The sequence below is a fragment of the Streptomyces sp. NBC_01241 genome (genome assembly GCF_041435435.1).
Lineage (GTDB): Bacteria > Actinomycetota > Actinomycetes > Streptomycetales > Streptomycetaceae > Streptomyces.
Genome location: NZ_CP108494.1, coordinates 2,051,250 through 2,068,118, shown reverse-complemented (window position 1 = coordinate 2,068,118; position 16,869 = coordinate 2,051,250). Strand labels below are relative to the sequence as shown.

Annotated in this window: 14 protein-coding genes and 3 pseudogenes; 10 read left to right on the top strand and 7 right to left on the bottom strand. The window is 69.9% G+C overall.

Annotated features, from left to right (window positions below):
• Window positions 1–352: 352 nt before the first annotated feature.
• A complete protein-coding gene (gene rpsA, locus OG306_RS08985) occupies window positions 353–1,864 on the top strand; it encodes a 30S ribosomal protein S1 (RefSeq protein WP_266745570.1) in 1,512 nt (503 codons plus the stop codon).
• Between the two features lie 117 nt (window positions 1,865–1,981).
• Here rpsA and OG306_RS08980 read toward each other — a convergent pair.
• Window positions 1,982–2,239 (bottom strand): annotated as a pseudogene (locus tag OG306_RS08980) (right-handed parallel beta-helix repeat-containing protein); the annotation flags it as partial.
• A gap of 381 nt (window positions 2,240–2,620) precedes the next feature.
• Between OG306_RS08980 and OG306_RS08975 the strand changes: the two are divergent.
• The 3 genes from OG306_RS08975 (at window position 2,621) to OG306_RS08965 (ending at window position 4,624) form a co-directional block, all read left to right on the top strand.
• Window positions 2,621–3,541, top strand: a complete 921-nt coding sequence (locus OG306_RS08975; RefSeq protein WP_371666221.1) for a PAC2 family protein — start codon at window positions 2,621–2,623, stop codon at window positions 3,539–3,541.
• A gap of 43 nt (window positions 3,542–3,584) precedes the next feature.
• A complete protein-coding gene (gene coaE, locus OG306_RS08970) occupies window positions 3,585–4,187 on the top strand; it encodes a dephospho-CoA kinase (RefSeq protein WP_266745568.1) in 603 nt (200 codons plus the stop codon).
• Window positions 4,188–4,255: 68 nt separating this feature from the next.
• Entirely contained in the window at window positions 4,256–4,624 is a 369-nt protein-coding gene (locus OG306_RS08965; protein ID WP_266745567.1) for a tetratricopeptide repeat protein, read from the top strand.
• Window positions 4,625–4,678: 54 nt separating this feature from the next.
• Here the strand turns inward: OG306_RS08965 and OG306_RS08960 are convergent, their stop codons facing one another.
• A complete protein-coding gene (locus tag OG306_RS08960; protein WP_266745566.1) occupies window positions 4,679–4,957 on the bottom strand; it encodes a DUF6343 family protein in 279 nt (92 codons plus the stop codon).
• A gap of 58 nt (window positions 4,958–5,015) precedes the next feature.
• Between OG306_RS08960 and OG306_RS08955 the strand changes: the two genes are divergently transcribed.
• On the top strand, window positions 5,016–6,155 hold the full coding sequence (locus tag OG306_RS08955; protein WP_406735413.1) for an ADP-ribosylglycohydrolase family protein: 1,140 nt from the start codon (window positions 5,016–5,018) through the stop codon (window positions 6,153–6,155).
• A gap of 157 nt (window positions 6,156–6,312) precedes the next feature.
• On the opposite strand, the gene OG306_RS08950 is transcribed toward OG306_RS08955, so the two are convergent.
• Window positions 6,313–6,660 (bottom strand): hypothetical protein, encoded by a 348-nt coding sequence (locus OG306_RS08950; protein WP_266745564.1) that lies wholly within the window; start codon window positions 6,658–6,660, stop codon window positions 6,313–6,315.
• A 256-nt stretch (window positions 6,661–6,916) separates the two neighbouring features.
• Here OG306_RS08950 and OG306_RS08945 point away from each other — a divergent pair, with 256 nt between their 5' ends.
• The 3 genes from OG306_RS08945 to OG306_RS08935 all read left to right on the top strand — a co-directional run bounded on the left by OG306_RS08945 (window position 6,917) and on the right by OG306_RS08935 (window position 12,433).
• Entirely contained in the window at window positions 6,917–7,930 is a 1,014-nt protein-coding gene (locus tag OG306_RS08945) for an SPFH domain-containing protein (RefSeq protein ID WP_266745563.1), read from the top strand.
• A gap of 181 nt (window positions 7,931–8,111) precedes the next feature.
• A complete protein-coding gene (locus OG306_RS08940) occupies window positions 8,112–11,102 on the top strand; it encodes a DEAD/DEAH box helicase (RefSeq protein WP_266745562.1) in 2,991 nt (996 codons plus the stop codon).
• Window positions 11,099–12,433, top strand: coding sequence for an SWIM zinc finger family protein (locus OG306_RS08935; protein ID WP_266745561.1), 1,335 nt, complete (start codon window positions 11,099–11,101; stop codon window positions 12,431–12,433). The genes OG306_RS08940 and OG306_RS08935 overlap by 4 nt, the downstream gene beginning before the upstream one ends.
• 165 nt (window positions 12,434–12,598) lie before the next feature.
• Here OG306_RS08935 and OG306_RS08930 read toward each other — a convergent pair.
• Window positions 12,599–12,838 (bottom strand): annotated as a pseudogene (locus tag OG306_RS08930) (TetR/AcrR family transcriptional regulator C-terminal ligand-binding domain-containing protein); the annotation flags it as partial.
• 85 nt (window positions 12,839–12,923) lie between these two features.
• Complete coding sequence (locus tag OG306_RS08925; RefSeq protein ID WP_266745559.1) at window positions 12,924–13,436, bottom strand: DUF3574 domain-containing protein; 513 nt, start codon at window positions 13,434–13,436, stop codon at window positions 12,924–12,926.
• A 337-nt stretch (window positions 13,437–13,773) separates the two neighbouring features.
• Between OG306_RS08925 and OG306_RS08920 the strand changes: the two genes are divergently transcribed.
• Window positions 13,774–14,505 carry a hypothetical protein gene (locus OG306_RS08920; RefSeq protein WP_266745558.1) on the top strand — a complete coding sequence of 244 codons (732 nt, stop codon included), beginning with the start codon at window positions 13,774–13,776 and terminating at the stop codon, window positions 14,503–14,505.
• Window positions 14,506–14,536: 31 nt separating this feature from the next.
• Window positions 14,537–14,622, top strand: a pseudogene (locus tag OG306_RS08915).
• A 275-nt stretch (window positions 14,623–14,897) separates the two neighbouring features.
• Here OG306_RS08915 and OG306_RS08910 read toward each other — a convergent pair.
• Window positions 14,898–15,584 (bottom strand): peptidase, encoded by a 687-nt coding sequence (locus tag OG306_RS08910; RefSeq protein ID WP_266745557.1) that lies wholly within the window; start codon window positions 15,582–15,584, stop codon window positions 14,898–14,900.
• 13 nt (window positions 15,585–15,597) lie between these two features.
• Entirely contained in the window at window positions 15,598–16,809 is a 1,212-nt protein-coding gene (locus tag OG306_RS08905; protein WP_266745556.1) for a pyridoxal phosphate-dependent aminotransferase, read from the bottom strand.
• Window positions 16,810–16,869: the final 60 nt, after the last annotated feature.

Genomic DNA, 16,869 nt, shown 5'->3' with positions numbered 1-16,869 from the left:
AACCAGGGGTGCCTGTCCTTACGGCTCCGTGCTCACCCAATTGTCTCCCGGGGCCGATGTGGCCTCGGAGAACACGAAATGTGCCGGAAATGGGCCGTTGTGCCCCGGGTGTGCGCCTTCGCGCATTGACCGTGCCCGGCTGCCCCCGTATGCTACAAGTTGCGCTGCGAGCCTGCGCGCCTCAGACCTAGCAGGCCGCGCTCGCATCTGTTGCATGTCCCCTCGGTTCACGAGGCGCTTCCCGTTCGGCGGGTCCGGTGCTTCCCGAGCTGTCCGGCTTCTGCAGAGGCGATACGGGCTCCCGGCGTAGCAGTACCTACGACTCACTGTCCGTACCGGAGCCCTTTCCCACATGACGAGCAGCACCGAGACCACCGCCACCACTCCGCAGGTTGCGGTCAACGACATCGGCGACGCGGACGCGTTCCTCGCGGCGATCGACGAGACGATCAAGTACTTCAACGACGGCGACATCGTTGACGGTGTCATCGTCAAGGTTGACCGGGACGAGGTTCTCCTCGACATCGGTTACAAGACCGAAGGTGTCATCCCCTCCCGCGAGCTTTCGATCAAGCACGACGTCGACCCGAACGAGGTCGTCAAGGTCGGTGACGAGATCGAGGCCCTGGTTCTCCAGAAGGAGGACAAGGAAGGCCGCCTGATCCTCTCGAAGAAGCGCGCTCAGTACGAGCGTGCCTGGGGCACCATCGAGAAGATCAAGGAAGAGGACGGCATCGTCACCGGTACCGTCATCGAGGTCGTCAAGGGTGGTCTCATCCTCGACATCGGCCTCCGCGGCTTCCTGCCGGCGTCGCTCGTCGAGATGCGTCGTGTCCGCGACCTCCAGCCCTACGTGGGCAAGGAGCTCGAGGCCAAGATCATCGAGCTGGACAAGAACCGCAACAACGTGGTCCTGTCCCGCCGCGCCTGGCTGGAGCAGACCCAGAGCGAGGTCCGCCAGACCTTCCTCACGACCCTGCAGAAGGGCCAGGTCCGCTCCGGCGTCGTTTCCTCGATCGTCAACTTCGGTGCGTTCGTGGACCTCGGCGGCGTCGACGGTCTCGTGCACGTCTCCGAGCTGTCCTGGAAGCACATCGACCACCCCTCCGAGGTTGTCGAGGTCGGCCAGGAAGTCACCGTCGAGGTTCTCGACGTCGACATGGACCGCGAGCGCGTCTCGCTGTCGCTCAAGGCGACGCAGGAAGACCCGTGGCAGCAGTTCGCCCGTACGCACCAGATCGGGCAGGTCGTTCCCGGTAAGGTCACCAAGCTCGTTCCCTTCGGTGCGTTCGTGCGCGTCGACGAGGGCATCGAGGGTCTGGTCCACATCTCCGAGCTGGCCGAGCGCCACGTGGAGATCCCGGAGCAGGTCGTCCAGGTCAACGACGAGATCTTCGTCAAGGTCATCGACATCGACCTGGAGCGTCGCCGCATCAGCCTCTCGCTGAAGCAGGCCAACGAGTCCTTCGGTGCCGACCCGGCCTCGGTCGAGTTCGACCCGACCCTGTACGGCATGGCCGCGTCCTACGACGACCAGGGCAACTACATCTACCCCGAGGGCTTCGACCCCGAGACCAACGACTGGCTCGAGGGCTACGAGACCCAGCGCGAGGCGTGGGAGACGCAGTACGCCGAGGCGCAGCAGCGCTTCGAGCAGCACCAGGCCCAGGTCATCAAGTCCCGCGAGGCCGACGAGGCCGCTGCTGCCGAGGGCGCTGCTGCCCCGGCCAGTGGCACCCCGGCTGCCTCCGGCGGCAGCGGTGGCGGCTCGTACTCCTCGGAGTCCGCGGACAACTCCGGCGCCCTGGCGTCGGACGAGGCCCTGGCTGCCCTGCGCGAGAAGCTGGCGGGCGGCCAGAGCTGACGCTCCGTGCCCCCTCCGGTCGGTGATCGACCGCAGTAGCTGAAAAGTGAGGCCCGCTCCCTTCGGGGGGCGGGCCTCACTCGTGTCCGGGGCCGCGCGAGGTCGCCGCGTGGGCCGTTACGGCGTCACGGTGATATTGGTCAGGCCCTCGCCGCCGGTCGCCGTGTTGCCGCTGTAGACGGTGGTCGGACAGCTCGCGCTGTAGTTGGTGACGTTGAACGCGATCTGCTTGTTGCCCGTGGAGCCGGACAGGTCCGAGATGTCGTTGCGGAAGACGGTGCCGCAGCCCCAGCCGCTCTGCTGGGTGTGGGTCTCGTAGCCATTGTTGGTCGTACGGGAGCCCTTGTTGCCGTCGACCAGGACGTCATTGCCTTCCCGTCGGAAGAGTTCGAGAGGTTCCCGTACGTGAACCTGAGGCGAATCCCTGAACTTGCTGCCCAGTGACGGTAGGGACGAGGTGAGGCCATGTCAAGGTATGGGCCATTGTTCACGGATGGCCGGTGCGACTCGGCTTCCGTCGTCAACTCGATTCCCACGTCGAGGTGTTCACCGACATGAATGTCAACGTCCGTACCGGTAGCGTCCCGTACCGACAACGTCCCGTAGGCGGTGACGGCACAGCACACCCGCGTTGTCGCGCAAGTTCTGGCATGAACCGCTGGGTGAAGGGGCATGGTCCGGGAATGCTCGTGCCCCGTCCGGCGTTCTTCTCAGGGAACACGAGGAGGAGCGGTAACCGTGCTTGATCCGCAGAGTTTGTACGAATGGGAGCCGAAGGGACTGGCCGTCGTCGACATGGCGCTCGCCCAGGAGTCGGCCGGCCTGGTCATGCTCTACCACTTCGACGGATACATCGACGCGGGCGAGACCGGTGAACAGATCGTCGACGGCCTACTCGAAACGCTGCCGCACCAGGTCGTCGCCCGCTTCGACCACGACCGGCTCGTCGACTATCGCGCGCGGCGCCCGCTGCTCACCTTCCGGCGTGATCGCTGGGCGGCCTACGAGACGCCGACGCTGGACGTCCGGGTCGTCCAGGACGCGACCGGGGCGCCCTTCCTGCTGCTTTCCGGGCCCGAGCCCGACGTGGAGTGGGAGCGCTTCGCCACCGCCGTCGAGCAGATCGTCGAGCGCCTCGGCGTCCGCCTCGCGGTGAACTTCCACGGCATCCCGATGGGCGTCCCGCACACCCGCCCCGTCGGCGTCACCCCGCACGGCAACCGCACGGACCTCATGCCCGGCCACCGCAGCCCGTTCGACGAGGCGCAGGTTCCCGGCTCCGCCGAGGCCCTGGTGGAGTACCGGCTGATGGAGGCCGGACACGACGTCCTCGGCGTCGCCGCCCACGTACCGCACTACGTTGCCCGCTCCGCCTACCCGGACGCGGCGCTCACCGCCCTGGAGGCGATCACGGCCGCGACGGGCCTGGTCCTGCCGACCGTCGCCCATGCGCTGCGTACGGAGGCCCACCGCACCCAGACCGAGATCGACCGGCAGATCGACCAGGGCGACGAGGAGCTCGTCTCGCTCGTCGAGGGCCTTGAGCACCAGTACGACGCGGTCGCGGGCTCCGAGACCCGGGGCAATCTGGTGGCCGAGCCGGTCGACCTGCCGTCGGCCGACGAGATCGGTCTCGAATTCGAGCGGTTCCTCGCGGAGCGCGAGGGAGACATCTGACCGGCCCCACCGGCCTGCCGGGAGGGGCACTAGGCTGCCCGGCATGCTGAAAGTGGGCCTGACCGGCGGGATCGGCGCCGGCAAGAGTGAAGTGTCCCGGATGCTCGTGGGGTACGGAGCGGTGCTGATCGACGCGGACCGCATCGCCCGGGAGGTCGTCGAGCCGGGGACCCCCGGGCTTGCGGCCGTCGTCGAGGCGTTTGGCGCGGACATCCTCACCGCGGACGGCACCCTGGACCGCCCCAGGCTCGGCTCGATCGTGTTCTCCGACGCCGACCGGCTCGCGACCCTCAACGCGATCGTCCACCCGCTGGTCGGTGCCCGTTCCGCAGAACTGGAACGGGCCGCGGGCCCCGACTCGGTCGTCGTCCACGACGTTCCCCTCCTCGCCGAGAACGGCCTAGCCCCGCTCTACGACCTGGTCGTCGTCGTGGACGCCGGTCCGCAGACGCAGCTCGACCGGCTCGTACGGCTGCGCGGAATGACCGAGTCCGAGGCCCGCGCCCGGATGGCCGCGCAGGCCACCCGGGAGCAACGGCGTGCCGTGGCCGATCTGGTCATCGACAACGACGGACCACTGGAGGAACTGGAGCCGCAGGTCCGCAAGGTCTGGTCGGAGCTGACGAAGCGGGCCGCGGCCGGCTGACCTGCGTACCGGAATACCGGGCGTCGGCCGGGTGTTGAGAGCCGCGTAGCGAAGGGAAGGATGCAATCGTGCCCGAGAGGACCCCGGAAACCGACGTCATCGACTTCCGCGCGGCCGAACACCTGCTGGCGGCGCGCGATCCCCGGGGTGCGGTGAAGCTGCTGGACTCGGTGATCGCGGCCCATCCGGAGAACACGGCCGCCCGCCTGCTGCGGGCGCGTGCCTTCTTCGCCGCCGCCCAACTGCGTCCCGCCGAGCTCGAATTCGAACTCGTCCTGGAGCGTGAACCGGACAACGCCTTCGCGCACTTCGCGCTCGCCCGCACCTTCGAACGCTCCGGCCGTTCTCACCGGGCCGCCCGCCATTTCCGGCTGGCCGCGGCCCTCGACCCGAACCCGGAGTACCTGAAGGCGGCCCGTTTCCGTACGGAGAACTGACACCGACACCGCTCCGCCGGGCGGCTTGGCCGCCCGGCGGACGTCGCGTCCCGGTCAGTGCCTGTACCTGCCGTGCCCGCCGTGGTCGGGTTCGTACGGCGGAATGTTGCGGCCCGGTTGGTAGTGCGGGCCCTGGTGGATGTGGTGGACGATCACCGCCATGTCCACAAGGACCAGCAGAAGCAGCGCACCGCAGGCGACGGCCCACCCCGGACGGCCGGTCAGCGTGAAGGCCGTCAGGCCGAAGACGGCCCAGGCCAGCCCCCATAGACTCAGGCCGAGCCGCAGCCGCAGAGGACTGCGGGCAGTCGTCGGTTCATTACCTGTACGCATGGCAATCGCCCTCTCCTACCAGGATGGACCCGCGACGCCGTTTTGGGGACATACCGACATGGGATTGAGGGGATCGTGCGTGAACGGCACATCATGGGGGGACCGCGTCGGTCGCAGGGCAAGGGTCCGGGGCTGTCTGCTGGGCGGAGCGATCGGGGACGCCCTGGGAAACCCCGTGGAGTTCCTCTCGCTCGCCGGCATTCGCCGCGCGCACGGTGAACACGGTGTGCAAGGACTTGTCGCGGACGAGGAGGGGGTCGTCGGACGTGTCACGGACGATACACAGATGACCCTGTTCACAGCAGAAGGGCTGATCAGGGCCCATTCCCGGGCGAGGTCGAAGGGCATCGGCGGTGCCGAGATCGGGATCGTGCGGAACGCCTATCTGCGCTGGCTGGACACCCAGAACCACCCCGCTCCGCCGGCCCGCGGCGGCGACAACCCGGTACGGACCGGCTGGCTCAGGCAGCAGCCCTGGCTGTACGCGCGCCGGGCCCCCGGCAACGCCTGCCTGACGGGCCTCGCGACCGGCCATGTCCCCGAACCGTCGAGGCGGCTCGGCGAGCCCGGTCCCGTCAACACCGGGTCCAAGGGGTGCGGCACGGTGATGCGGTCCGCTCCCTTCGGGCTGGTGGGGAAGGACGCCGAGGCGGGCTTCCGGCTCGCCCACTGGTGCGCGCAGATCACCCACGGCCACCCGACCGGTGCGTACGCCGCCGGTGCGTTCGCCGCGATCGTCGCCCATCTCCTGGAGGGCGACTCGATGGCGGGCGCGGTACTGCGGGCCATGGAGCTGCTCCGCCGCCACCCGGGGCACGAGGAGACGACGGCGGCCCTGCGCGCGGCCGTCGACCTGGCCGCGAAGGGCGAGCCGACCGCTGAGAAGGTGGAGACGCTGGGCGCGGGCTGGGTGGCCGAGGAGGCCCTCGCCATCGCCGTGTACTGCGCCCTGGTGCTGCCGGGCGCCGACCAGGTGGCCCAGTCGCTGCTGCTCTCCGTCAACCACTCGGGCGACAGCGACTCCACCGGTGCGGTCTGCGGCAATCTGCTCGGCGCCCGCCACGGGGACGTACACCTTCCGCCGTCCTGGCTGGTCGCGACCGAAGGACGCGCGGTGATCACGGAGGTGGCCGACGACCTGTGCGTGGAGTTCGAGCACGCGGTCGCGTGGCCGGCCGAGCGGTACCCGGTGTACTGACGGGCCGGCCGTACGGCGACGATGCCGACGGCGTCGATGCTGACGGCTTCGACGCCAACGGTCCCTCGGTACGCCGTGTGTTGACGGCTGGTCATCCAGTCAGTGCAATAGCGGCGACGGCTGGTCGGTCCGTCAGTACAGGCGGGGTGACCACCGGTCAGTGGACAGTGGTGAAGCTGCGCCACGGGAGGTTACGGACCCCGGTGACGTCGCTGACCGTCGTCGCGACGTACGTCGTACCCGGCCCGGTGCAGTCGGGTGTGCGGTACAGAAGGATGTCGATCAGGGTGCCGTTGGTCACTTCCTTGGCACCTGCGGGAGCGAGCCGGTGGCAGCCCTTCACCGAGGGGCTGTTCACCATGATCACGGCATTCCGCTCCGTCGTGTAGGTGACCGGCCCGACCGCGGTCCGGCCGAGGCCGGAACAGCCTGCGACGGTGAGGGTCAGGAGCACGGTCCCGGCCGCTGTGCCGAGAAGGCGGCGTCGGTGATCGATCACGGGCATGGGCGGGTCCTCGTCTGTCTCGTCCGGCTCAGCCGTCAGCACCGCTCGCGCCACGGCACTGCGTACGCCGCGGAGAACGTGGTGACGCTGGTCACCCTGCCCGCTCCCCGGCGACCCTGCATCCGGGGCGGGGCCGGGCGGGGGACAGCCGTAAGCGGAGAGCCGCGACCCATGTTCATATCGGTTGATAGTGGGCATACCGTGGTAATAGCGATTGATTGTCGTGTTTCGTTATTTCGGCATTCAGGGGGCCGTCATGGTCCAGGAGCTCGTGATCGCGATAGTGACTGCGGCCTCGGCGGGTGCGCTGTACCTGTCGGCGGCGGCCAAGGTCGTCAAGCAGTACGAGCGGGGTGTCGTGCTGCGGCTCGGCAGGCTTCGTAACGATGTGCGAGGGCCCGGATTCACCATGGTGATCCCCGGCATCGACCGGCTGCACAAGGTCAATATGCAGATCGTGACGATGCCGGTGCCCGCGCAGGACGGGATCACCCGGGACAACGTGACGGTGCGGGTCGACGCTGTCATCTACTTCAAGGTGGTCGACGCGGCGAATGCGGTGATCCAGGTGGAGGACTACCGGTTCGCGGTCTCGCAGATGGCACAGACCTCACTGCGGTCGATCATCGGCAAGAGCGACCTCGACGATCTGCTGTCCAACCGCGAGAAGCTGAATCAGGGTCTTGAGCTGATGATCGACAGCCCGGCGGTCGGGTGGGGCGTGCAGATCGACCGCGTGGAGATCAAGGACGTCTCGCTGCCCGAGACGATGAAGCGCTCCATGGCCCGGCAGGCCGAGGCCGACCGTGAGCGGCGGGCCCGCGTCATCAACGCGGACGCCGAGCTTCAGGCGTCGAAAAAGCTCGCCGAGGCGGCGAAGGAGATGTCCAGCCAGCCGGCCGCGCTCCAGCTGCGCCTGCTGCAGACGGTGGTCGCGGTCGCGGCCGAGAAGAACTCCACGCTGGTGCTTCCGTTCCCGGTGGAGCTGCTCCGCTTCCTGGAGAGGGCCCAGCAGCCCGGCCAGCAGACGGAGCTGCAGCCGCGGCAGGCCGTGCGGCCGCCGCAGCGCCCCGCGCAGGCACCGGCGCAGCCCGAGCGTCCGGCCCAGGCGCAGCCCGAGCGCACCGGTCAGGCACAGCCGCAGCCGCAGCCGCAGCCACGGACGCGGGCGCAGAAGTCGCAGTCCGGGGCGCCTGTACCCACGCCCGCTGTTCTCGCGGGCACCGCACACGCGCGGCCGTCTCGTTCGAAGCCGTTCACCAGGCACTGAGGCATGCGTGGATCCATCCCGGCGATGGACCGGGTGCCGGACCGGGCGTTGAACCACGCACTGAACTTCTGACCTGCTGAAATGCGGGTGCGCGACCGGTTGTCAGACCCCCCGCCTAGACTCGCAGAAGTCATAGGGATCAGGACGATCACGAGGATCAGGGCGGGACGGGAGGGGACCGATGACCACGGCAGAACACCGGCTGGACGAGTCCGCCGTCCGCCTTCTGAGATGTGCTGCGGTCTTCCTTCCGGCATCGCTGCCGAGGGACGGGCGCGTCGCCTTCTGGGATCCCGATGGCGGTCCCCTCCCGGAACAGGCCACTTCCGCGGATCGTGAGGGTGCGGCGCCCGGTGCGGTCGTCGCGGAGATCACCGTCGTCCGTCGGCACGGACAGCAGGACGGCGTGCGACGGCGTGCGGTGCCCGCGGTCCTGCTGCCCCTGTGCGAGGCCGTGCCGCTGCTGGCCCGCGCCCGGTACCAGCAGTCCGCCCACCCCGCGACCCGCTGCTGGGGCGCCGCCGCGCTCCAGTCACTCAACCTGGTGGCGCGCGGCAGACTGCTTCCCGGCCTGACAGGCGACGATCACGACGCCTGGCGGGCCGGACCGCGCGATGCCGAGGACATCGCCCACCTCCGTGCGATCGCCGCCGCCATGCCGGCCGAGGGGTACGCGGTCCCGCTCCCGGACCGCGCACCGCTCCAGGTCCCCGACCCGGAGTGGCTGCTCGGGACGTTCCTCGACGCGGTGGCCGACACCCTGCCCCGTACGCCCGCCGCCGCATACGCGATGGGGGCACCTTTCGCGGCCCGTGAGGCCCAGCATCTGCCGGAAGCCCGTGACTGGGCCGTCGAAGTCGCGGCGGGGCTCGACGCGGGCGTACGGGTCTCGCTGCGCCTCGACCTGTCGGCATACGAGCTCTTCGACACGGCGGATACGTACGCCGTCCACCACGAAATGGACGGCGACGGCCACGGCCACGACGCCGACAACGGCCGAAACGGCATCGACGACGACGCCTCCGCCGCGACGGCCGCGGATATCCGTCCCGGCGCTGCGCGGCACGCCGCCGCGGCCATCACCCAGGTGCACAGCCTGGCCGACCCGACCTACGTCGTCGACGCCGCCGCCCTGTGGCACGGCGGGGCCGGAGAGCCGTTCGGTCCCCGGGCCAGGATCGACGCGGTGCTCGCACTGCGCCGCGCCGCCCGCGTCTGGACGCCGCTGGAGCGGCTGCTGGACCAGCCGGCACCCGATGTGCTCGCGCTCGACGAGGACGAGCTGTACGAGCTGCTGGGCGACGCCGGAGCCCGGCTGGCGGCGGCCGGGGTGAGTGTCCACTGGCCCAGGGAGCTCGCCCGTTCCCTCACCGCCGCCGCCGTCGTGCGGCCCGCTCCCGGCTCCGCCACCGACGGCACCTCGTTCTTCGACGCCGAGCAGCTTTTCTCCTTCAACTGGCAGTTGTCGCTGGGCGACGAGCGGCTGACCGAGGCGGAGATGGACGTTCTCGCGGAGGCCCACCGGCCGGTGGTGCGGCTGCGGGACCAGTGGGTCGTCGTCGACCCCGCGCTCGTGCGCAAGGCGCGCAAGCGGGAGCTCGGGCTGCTCGGTCCGGTCGACGCCCTCGCCGTCGCGCTGACCGGCCGCGCCGAAGTCGACGGAGAACAGGTCGAAGCGGTGCCCGTCGGCGCGCTGGCCGCGCTCCGGACCCGCATCACCGCCGACGACACCACCATCGCCCCGCCGCCCGGCCTCGACGCCACGCTCCGCGACTACCAACTGCGCGGCCTGGCCTGGCTGGACCGGATGACCTCGCTCGGCCTCGGCGGCTGCCTCGCCGACGACATGGGCCTGGGCAAGACGATCACCCTCATCGCCCTGCATCTGCACCGCGCCCACCCCGCGCCCACCCTGGTGATCTGCCCCGCCTCCCTCCTCGGCAACTGGCACCGGGAGATCAACCGCTTCGCCCCCGGCGTCCCCGTGCGCCGCTTCCACGGCACCGGCCGCACACTCGCCGATCCCGACGGCGGTTTCGTCCTCACCACGTACGGCACGATGCGTTCGAGCGCGGCGCAACTCGCCGACCACAGCTGGGGACTGATCGTCGCCGACGAGGCCCAGCACGTGAAGAACCCGCACTCCTCCACGGCGAAGGCGCTGCGCACCATCCCGGCCCCGGCCAGGGTCGCCCTCACCGGCACGCCCGTGGAGAACAACCTCTCCGAGCTGTGGGCCCTCCTCGACTGGACCACTCCCGGACTGCTCGGCCCGCTCAAGGCGTTCCGGGCCCGCCACGCCCGTATCGTCGAGAACACCGGTACGGCCGCCGGGCTCGCCAACGACGAAGCGGTCGAACGGCTCTCCCGGCTGGTCCGGCCCTTTCTCCTGCGCCGCAAGAAGTCGGACCCGGGCATCGCCCCCGAGCTGCCGCCCAAGACGGAGACCGACCACCCCGTCTTCCTCACCCGCGAACAGGCCACGCTCTACGAGGCGGCGGTCCGCGAGACGATGGCGTTCATCGAGGCCTCGGAGGGCATCGCCCGGCGCGGTCTGATCATGAAACTGCTGGCCTCGCTCAAGCAGATCTGCAATCACCCCGCGCAGTATCTGAAGGAGGAGCCGACCCGCCTCACCGGCCGTTCGGGAAAGCTCGCCCTGCTCGACGAACTCCTCGACACGATCCTTGCCGAGGACGGCTCCGTCCTCATCTTCACCCAGTACGTGACGATGGCCCGGCTCCTCTCCGCCCACCTCGCCTCGCGCGCCGTCCCCTCCCAGCTCCTGCACGGCGGCACACCGATCGCCGAGCGGGAACGGATGGTGGACCGCTTCCAGTCCGGCGAGGTCCCGGTCTTCCTGCTCTCCCTCAAGGCGGCGGGCACCGGACTGAACCTCACCAGGGCCGCCCACGTCATCCACTACGACCGCTGGTGGAACCCGGCCGTCGAGGAACAGGCCACGGACCGGGCGTACCGCATCGGCCAGACACAGCCCGTGCAGGTGCACCGGCTGATCGCGGAGGGCACGGTCGAGGACCGGATCGACGAGCTCCTGCGGACCAAGCGGGTCCTGGCCGACACGGTCCTCGGCACCGGCGAGACCGCGCTGACCGAGCTCAGCGACCGCGACCTGGCCGATCTCGTCTCGCTCCGGAGGCCGCCGTCATGAGCCCCCGCCCGCAGCCCCTGCCCCGTCCGTACGCCCGCCCCGAGCCCCGGCCGGGCGGTCGGCCGGCGGCAAGGTCACGCCCCGGTCCCGACGATCTGCGGCGCACCTTCGAGGCCGTGCCGCCCCGCACCTGCGACGGCGACGAACCCTTCGCGGACAGCTGGTGGGGCCGCGCCTGGGTGGCCGCCCTGGAATCCCTATCGATGGACGAGGGACGGCTCTTCCGCGGCCGTACGTACGCCGACAGCGGCAAGGTCGCCGCGATCACCGTCACCCCTGGACGAGTCGTCGCCTACGTCCACGGCAGCCGCCCCCGCCCCTACCGCGCCGAGCTGCGTCTGCGGTCGTTCACCGACACCGACTGGGACATCTTCCTGGACGCGGTGGCTGCCCGCCCCGGTCACCTCGCCGCACTGCTCGCCAAGGAGATGCCGCACTCGCTGGCCGACACGGCGGCCGAGGCCGGAATCGGGCTGCTGCCCACCGCGGGCGATCTCGATCCCGGCTGTTCCTGCCCCGATCACGGCTGGCCCTGCAAGCATGTGGCCGCCCTCTGCTACCAGATGGCCCGGCTGTTGGACGCCGACCCGTTCGTCCTTCTGCTGCTGCGCGGCCGGGGCGAGCGCGAACTCCTCGAAGAGCTGGGCCGCCGCAACGCCGCGCACTCCGCCCGGGAACGCCCCGCCGCTCCCGCCACCCCCTCCGTGCCGGCCGGCGAAGCCCTTGCGGACCGCTACCTCCCGCCGCTCCCCGCCCCGCTCCCGGTCCTGCCGCACCCGGGGCAGCCACCCTCGTACCCGAGCCTGCCCGGCGCCCGCGACCCACTCGCTCTCGACCACCTGGCCACGGACGCGGCGGCCCGTGCGCACGCGCTCCTCACCACCGGCCTCGACCCGCTCGCCGGTCTCACCGCCTGGCAGGACGCGGTGCGGCTGGCCGCGTCCCGGCCCACCGCCGGACTCACCGCGACCACCCGCGCCCTCTACCGCGAGCTGGCGTACGCCACCGGCCGCACCCCCACCGACCTGGCCCGGGCCGTCGCAGCCTGGCGCCAGGGCGACGCCGAAGGACTGGCCGTCCTCGAAACACCCTGGGACCCTCCGGCCGGCCCCTTCGACCGTGCCCGCCCCGCGCTCGCTGCCGCCGACTTCCCCCGCTTCCACCCCTGGCGCAACCACCTCACCCACCCCAGCGGCACACTCCAGCTCCGCTTCGGCCACGACGGCCGTTGGTACGGCTACGAATCCGAGCCGGGCGAGGACGACTGGTGGCCCCGTGCCACCCCGGACTCCGACCCGGTGGGCGCACTCATGGAACTCGGCGGGGGCTGAACCCGGCCGGTCCGCGCCCGTTCCCGGCGCCGTCAGCGAGGCAGTACGGCATCGACGACATCCCGGGCGAAGTCCGCCGGCACCGGTTCGCGGCGGAACAGCACCTATCCAGACCGCCCCCGCGATCAGGTCCAGCAGCAGCATCGGGTCGGCGTCCACGGGGAGTTCGCCGCGGGCGGCGGCGCGGGTGAAGACCGGCTGTTCACGGGAGAAGCGATCGGCGAAGAAGTCGCGGGTGAGGGCGGCGAGTTCGTCGTCGGGCAGGCCGGTGCCCGAGGTCATGGCGCGGGCGACAGGTTCGGTGCGCCCGTCGGTGAGCAGGCGGGTGATCTGTTCGGTGAGGGCGATCAGATCACCCGCGGAGGCTGCCCGAGTCGGGGATGTCGATGTCGAGGACCCGGGCATGGACCAGGGCCGCCCGCAGGAGCGCCGGTTTCGAGGGCCACCAGCGGTAGATCGTCGTCTTGTTCCGGAAGTCGGCGGTCGGGTGTCAGAAGTCGGCGGTCGTGCGCTCTTCGAGCCGAGCCACCGAGTCCTGGGCGTAGGCCTTCTCGTAGGCGTCGCGGATCCGCTCGATCTGGGCATCGCGTACGCGGGCCTCGGACGCGGGGTAGAGCAGGGTCAGTTCGTAGCTGCGCTCCCGTTCGATGACCCCTTTGGAGTCGCGCCACTGGCCTCGGCCGTCCTGGATGGTCAGCCCGTTCGGGAAGCGCGGTGTGACCTCTTCGTCGACGAACGCAAGGAATTGACCGTCGGTCACCGTCGGTCCGCCGTCAGGGCGTTCGGTGCCGAAGAACAGCCGGGTCTCGATGTAGGCCTTTCCGCGCACGGCGACGGACGATGCTGCGGGCCGCGAGGCGGAGGGGGATTCGTTGCCGAGCGTGGCGTACGCGACCGGTGTGCCCACGGCCAGGACGGTCAGGGCGGCGGCAGCGGTGAGTGCGGTGTGCTGCTTCGGGCCGGTGAGGCCCTTCGTACGGGTGAAGTGGGGGAAGCGAGGCAAGGCGGGAACCTTCGTTCGGAGTCTGCGCGGGCGTCCGTGAGGGCCTGCGGCGCGGATGCGCGGGGCTCACTGTGGCAAGCGACGCGCGCCGGACGGCGGCAGGACATGGGAGCACCCACCGGAAACCACCCGTACGGGTCGGACCGGGGCTTCACCGGAATCCCACTGCTTCACGGAATCCAGGGGTTTCACCGAATCCCACTGCTTCACCGAATCCGACGGATTCACCGAAATCCCGCCGCGCCCGCGTACCCCGCGCCTTCGATGGCCGTTGAAGGGCCGTTGCTGTGAAAAAACCCTTGGTTCCCATCGGCTCGGCGCTGCTAGCTTCCTCGATGTGGCGAAACTCAATCAGATCATCGCAGTGGAGAAGGGCGTCAAGTCCAAGGCTCACCAGGACCTGACGGCGGCGCATCACGGCCTTCAGAAGACCGGTCTGCTGGCCGGGATCTCCCGGACGTATCAGCCGAAGGACGAGGAGGGCGAGCAGCTGCCGCCCGAGTCGACACTCGTGCAGATCAAGGCCGAGGACGTGCTGCGACAGACCGCGACGACCCTGACCCGGCTCTTCGATGTGACCGCCACGAAGGACTGGGCGAACTGCGCGGCCCGCGCGGATGTGAAGGTCGACGGACGGGTCCTCGTGAGCGAGGTGCCGGTGTCGTATCTGCTCTTCCTGGAGAAGCAGCTGACGGACATCAACACCTTCGTCCGCAGGCTTCCCGTGCTCGATGCCGCCGAAGCCTGGACCCAGGACCCGTCGACGGACTCCTGGAAGACCGAGCCGGTGCGGACACTCCGCACGAAGAAGGTGCCCCGCAACCACGTGAAGGCGGAGGCCACCGACAAGCATCCGGCGCAGGTCGAGGTGTACTACGAGGACGTGCCGATCGGGTACTGGACGACCGTGAAGTTCTCCGGAGCCCTGCCCGCGCGGCGGGTCAACGAACTGCTGGACCGGGTGGAGAAGCTCCAGCAGGCCGTGAAGTTCGCCCGCGAGGAGGCCAACGGCGTGGACGTCACCGACCAGCGGGTGGGTGATGCGGTATTCGGTTACCTCTTCGGGTGACCGACCATTGATTCCCCGGCCGTTCACTGCGGCCGGGGTGCGCGAGGAGCGCAAGCTGAAACTGAAGCTTGTCGTGACGACGCGGTTCCAGTGGAGGTTCGAGTCCTCCCCCCGGCATTCTGTGCGGCCCGCACATGAACGGGCCGGGGTAGCCCAAATGGCAGAGGCAGACCGCGATCAATCTCAGACTCTTGCTCCAGACTCAGCATTCGCCACCCATCGCCGAATCAAACGGGCCCGTGCCCATGGGCGTCGAGATGCCGGTTCGACTCCGGCTCGCAGAGCTTCGATCTGCGGTCGTCTAAAGGCAGGACGCGGCGACATAAACCTGACATGGGTCCTTAAAAGTGTCGGCGTGCCGCATGGGTGGCACACCAGGGCTCGGGGGCCGGCTACGCCCCCGGGCCCGCTCCCGTTCCGGACAACGCGCCGCTCGCGGGCAGCGACACCCCGCGCCTCGCGAAGAAGCGCTCGAAACCGGGCAGCGGAAGGTCCGCGACACGCGTCCCGGCCGTCGTGCCCGAGGGGTTGTGGAAGTGGACACCGGCGCCGTCGGCCGTACGGGACGTCAGCAGCACCAGATGTCCGCCCAGCCCCGGAGCGGGCCGCTCCGGATGCCGGATGCCGTGGTGCACCGAGGCCATGACGGTCCGGCCACCGTCCAGCAGATCGAGGATCTCCCGCACGGAGAGGTGGCGGTGGACCGTGGCGTCGAGTCCGTGCACTTCCCGTACGTACTGTGCGAAGGGCGCGTAGATCAGGCCCCGGATCACCCCCTCGGCATCCTCCGTGTACGCGCCGTACTTGAGCGCCCCGTCGCGCAGCGCGAACAGGGACGGGGCCCCGGCGGCCCGGGCCGATACGGCGCCCGAGCCCTCCCCGGTGCCGAGCGCCATGCGCAGGCAGGTCACGCCGCACAGATGACCGGACCAGCGCGCGTACTCGGCCGGTGACGCCGCTCCCGACTCCGCCCACGCGGGATCGGCGGCCGGATCGAGTCCGCCCTCGACGATCGGGCCGACGAGTTCGGGCGAGGCGAACTGGGTGAGGACGGGAACGCGGCAGACGGGGCAGGTCACCGGGGGCATCCGATCACTGGCGGTATCCGGTCAGGAAACGGCCGATGCGGCTGATCGCCGCGTCGAGATCGTCAGCGTACGGGAGGGTCAGGATCCGGAAGTGGTCGGGCCGCGGCCAGTTGAAGCCGGTTCCCTGCACGACCTGGATCTTCTCCCGGAGCAGCAGGTCCAGGACGAACTTCTCGTCGTCGACGATCGGATGCACCTTCGGGTCGATGCGCGGGAACGCGTATAGTGCGCCCTTCGGCTTCACGCACGACACGCCCGGGATCTCGTTCAGCTTCTCCCAGGCCCGGTTGCGCTGCTCGTACAGTCTGCCGCCGGGCGCGACCAGTTCCCGGATCGACTGCCGGCCGCCGAGCGCCGCCTGGATGGCGTACTGCGCGGGCGCGTTGGGGCACAGGCGCATGGAGGCGAGCGTGGTCAGCCCTTCCAGATAGTTGCGGGCGTGCTGCTGCGGGCCGGAGACCACCATCCAGCCGGAGCGGAACCCCGCCACCCGGTACGTCTTCGACAGACCGCTGAAGGTGAGGCAGACCATGTCGGGGGCGAGGACCGCCACACTGTGGTGCTCGGCGTCGTCGTAGAGGATCTGGTCGTAGATCTCGTCGGCGAGGACCATCAGGCCGTGCCTGCGTGCCAGATCGAGGATGCCTTCGAGGACCTCGCGCGGGTAGACGGCACCGGTCGGGTTGTTCGGGTTGATGATCACGACGGCCCTGGTGCGGTCGGTGATCTTCGACGCCATGTCCGCGAGGTCCGGGTTCCAGTCCGAGGCCTCGTCGCAGGTGTAGTGCACGGCCTTGCCGCCCGCGAGGGTCACCACCGCGGTCCACAGCGGATAGTCGGGGGACGGGACGAGCACCTCGTCACCGTCCTCCAGGAGCGCCTGGACGGCCATGGAGATCAGCTCCGAGACGCCGTTGCCGAGAAAGATGTCGTCGACCCCGACGTCCGCCAGCCCCATCGCCTGGTAGCGCTGCGCCACCGCCCGGCGGGCGGACAGGATGCCGCGCGAATCGGTGTAGCCGTGGGCCTGCGGAAGCATCCGGATCATGTCCTGGACGACCTCCTCCGGCGCCTCGAAACCGAAGAGTGCCGGGTTGCCCGTGTTGAGGCGGAGCACGCTGTGGCCCGCCTCCTCCAGGGCGTTGGCGTGCTCGATGACCGGGCCCCGGATCTCGTAGCAGACCTCGTTGAGCTTGCTGGACTGCCGGAATTCCATGCGGTGGCCTCCCCGACCTGATTGCGATACTTGGTTTTACCAAGCTCGGGCTTGGAAAGT

What these genes read in the sequence shown, in the direction of transcription:
- rpsA (WP_266745570.1), top strand. Translation starts at nt 353, where the DNA reads ATGACGAGCAGCACCGAGACCACCGCCACCACTCCGCAGGTTGCGGTC.
- OG306_RS08945 (WP_266745563.1), top strand. Translation starts at nt 6,917, where the DNA reads ATGGTCCAGGAGCTCGTGATCGCGATAGTGACTGCGGCCTCGGCGGGT.
- OG306_RS08960 (WP_266745566.1), bottom strand. Translation starts at nt 4,957, where the DNA reads ATGCGTACAGGTAATGAACCGACGACTGCCCGCAGTCCTCTGCGGCTG.
- coaE (WP_266745568.1), top strand. Translation starts at nt 3,585, where the DNA reads ATGCTGAAAGTGGGCCTGACCGGCGGGATCGGCGCCGGCAAGAGTGAA.
- OG306_RS08935 (WP_266745561.1), top strand. Translation starts at nt 11,099, where the DNA reads ATGAGCCCCCGCCCGCAGCCCCTGCCCCGTCCGTACGCCCGCCCCGAG.
- OG306_RS08940 (WP_266745562.1), top strand. Translation starts at nt 8,112, where the DNA reads ATGACCACGGCAGAACACCGGCTGGACGAGTCCGCCGTCCGCCTTCTG.
- OG306_RS08955 (WP_406735413.1), top strand. Translation starts at nt 5,016, where the DNA reads ATGGGATTGAGGGGATCGTGCGTGAACGGCACATCATGGGGGGACCGC.
- OG306_RS08950 (WP_266745564.1), bottom strand. Translation starts at nt 6,660, where the DNA reads ATGCCCGTGATCGATCACCGACGCCGCCTTCTCGGCACAGCGGCCGGG.
- OG306_RS08905 (WP_266745556.1), bottom strand. Translation starts at nt 16,809, where the DNA reads ATGGAATTCCGGCAGTCCAGCAAGCTCAACGAGGTCTGCTACGAGATC.